This is a genomic window from Nocardiopsis lucentensis DSM 44048 (genome assembly GCF_000341125.1).
Taxonomy (GTDB): domain Bacteria; phylum Actinomycetota; class Actinomycetes; order Streptosporangiales; family Streptosporangiaceae; genus Nocardiopsis; species Nocardiopsis lucentensis.
Genome location: NZ_ANBC01000239.1, coordinates 1 through 2,552, shown reverse-complemented (window position 1 = coordinate 2,552; position 2,552 = coordinate 1). Strand labels below are relative to the sequence as shown.

2 protein-coding genes and 1 pseudogene are annotated in these 2,552 nt (G+C 71.9%); all 3 read right to left on the bottom strand.

All coding sequences use genetic code 11. The features are described 5' to 3' along the window. A pseudogene (locus tag D471_RS0108040) lies at positions 1–575 on the bottom strand (methionine synthase); the annotation flags it as partial. A gap of 182 nt (positions 576–757) precedes the next feature. Then, positions 758–1,387, bottom strand: a complete 630-nt coding sequence (locus D471_RS0108035) for a DedA family protein (protein WP_017598138.1) — start codon at positions 1,385–1,387, stop codon at positions 758–760. Positions 1,388–1,539: 152 nt separating this feature from the next. Beyond that, positions 1,540–2,552 (bottom strand): tRNA 2-thiouridine(34) synthase MnmA (mnmA, locus tag D471_RS0108030; RefSeq protein ID WP_017598137.1); only part of this gene is annotated, 1,013 nt, incomplete at its 5' end.

The window sequence follows — 2,552 nt, the reverse complement described above, 5'->3', positions numbered from 1 at the left end:
GGCAGGCGGCCGTACCCGCTGGCGGTGGGCAGGGAGCCGAGGAGGACCGCGGGCAGGGAGGGTTCGTCGACCTGCACGAGGAGGCGCGCGCCGGGTACGCGCTTACGGACGTCGGCGATATGGGAGAGGACGCCCTCGAGGTGGGATTCGGCCAGGTCGCGATGGGCGCCGGGGTCGGAGACCAGGCGCTGGCCGGAACGGAGTTCGACCGAGGCGGCAAGGGTCCAGGGCCCTGCGACCTGGATCTTGAGCGTGCCCGCGAAGCCGTGCGCGTGCTCGGTGAGGGCGTCCAGGTCGTAGGACATGAGACTGGTGGCGCGGGCGATGTCGCGACCGGGGCTGTCGGCGACCCGCCACCCGCTGGGCTGGACCTCGAGGGGGAAGTCGACGAGGAGCCCGCCGGTGCGGCCGATCATGTCGGCGCCGACGCCGCGCGCGGGGAGTTCGGGAAGGTGGGGGAGGTCGGGGAGTTCGCCGAGGATGGTGCGCACGGCCTCGTCGGGGTCCTCGCCCGGCCAGGAGCCGACACCGGTCGCGGAGGCGTCGGGCCAGGGGTAGGGGTGCTGTTCGCTCACGTTGCCCAAGGTTAGGGCAACGGAGGGTGGAAGGCGCGTGACCGCGGGCGCGGTCGTGTCCACAGGCGTGGGGGCGGCTCTGGCCGGACCTGGACGTTCCGGGGGATACTCGGATTCGGGGGATTCAGGTGTCCTGACCGGGAGTCCGCAGCACCCCCGAAATCGAGCGTAGACGCTGGTCCCTACCCGGCGCCACCGGTCCGCGACGACCTGTGGACAACCGTCTGGCCGGCATCCCGCGAGGCCTCCGGAGCCTCGGCCGGGGACGTGGCCGCGTCGGTGGAAGATTCGGCCGAGGACTCGACCGCGACGGCGCCCGCCCGGTCGCTCGTCCCGGACCGTGTCCGGTCCCGGCGCCGCCCCCGCAGCACGAGCGCCCCGACGACCACGGCCGCCAGCGCCGTCACCCCGACCGCCACCCACGGCGAGTTCAGGAACAGCGCCCACCAGGTGCCGACCACACCGGAGAACACCACCGACCACAGGCCCGCCCAGATCAGCGACCCGAGAGACATCGCGACGAGGTAGCGCCCGAAGCGCATCCGCATCGCGCCCGCCGCCAGGTTGACGGCGGTCTGCACCCCGACGGTGAGGAAGCTCAGGGTGACGACGGGGGCGCCGTATCGGTCGATGCGCTCACGCGCGGTCTCCAGGCGCGGGCCGAGCCGCCTGCCCGTCCGGCTCCGCGAGACGCCCTCGCCCAGCCCCCGGCCGATCCAGTAGGTGGCCTGGACACGAAGCAGGATCACACCGAGCAGCGTGAAGTAGACGATCCAGAAGGGTTGTCCCTCCAGGAAACCGAACTCAGGCATGGACCAGGCCCCCTCATCTCGCCCGCAACTATGCTATGCCTTACCTAACTTCGGCAAGGGGTGCACGGTCCCCGACGAGAGTGTTCCTCCCGACAGTCCAGGTCAGGCCATAGGCAGTGCAGAGCCGGAGCGGAGGCCCGAGAGGACACCGCCTATCCGGCCGCTCCCGCGGCCCCGGCCCTCTCCGTCCTCGCGGTCGCCGAGATCGTCGCCGACCCCAGCACGGTGTCACCGTCGTAGACCACCACCGCCTCCCCCGACGCCACGCCCGTGGCGGGCTCGGTCAGCCGCACCCGCAGTTCGGGCCCGTCCTCGCCGTCGCGCTGCACGACGCTGGCCGGGTACACCTCCCCGTGGGCGCGCAGCTGCACCTGGCAGTCGGTCGGCTCGGTCAGCGGCGCGGATCCGCTCCACACCGGCCGCGTCCCGGTGATTTGGTCGACCCTGAGGGAGGCGCGCGGCCCCACGGTGACCGTGTTGTTCACCGGCTCGATCGACAGCACGTAACGCGGGTGGGCGGCCCCGCCGAGCCCCAGACCCTTGCGCTGGCCCACGGTGAAGGTGTGCGACCCGTCGTGGGTGCCGACCACGTTGCCGTCCTCGTCCTGGATCGGCCCCGGCTTGGCCCCGATCCTCCGGTTGAGGAACCCGGCCGTGTCACCGTCGGCGATGAAGCAGATGTCGTGGCTGTCGGGCTTGTCCGCCACCGACAGGCCCCGGCGCTCGGCCTCGGCCCGCACCTCGTCCTTGGTGCAGTCGCCCAGCGGGAACATGGCGTGGTCGAGCTGCTCGGCGGTGAGCACACCCAGGACGTAGGACTGGTCCTTGCGCTCGTCGACGCTGCGGACGAGGCGGCCGTCGATCTTGCGCACGTGGTGCCCGGTGGCCACGGCGTCGAAGCCCAGGGCGACCGCCCGGTCCAGCACGGCCTCGAACTTGATCTTCTCGTTGCACCGCAGGCACGGGTTGGGCGTGTTGCCCGCCTCGTACTCGGCGACGAAGTCCTGGACCACCTCGCGGTCGAACTCCTCGGACATGTCCCACACGTAGAAGGGGATGCCGATGACGTCGGCGGCGCGCCGGGCGTCGTGGGAGTCCTCCACCGTGCAGCAGCCCCGCGCCCCCGTGCGGTAGGACTGCGGGTTCTTGGAAAGCGCCAGGTGAA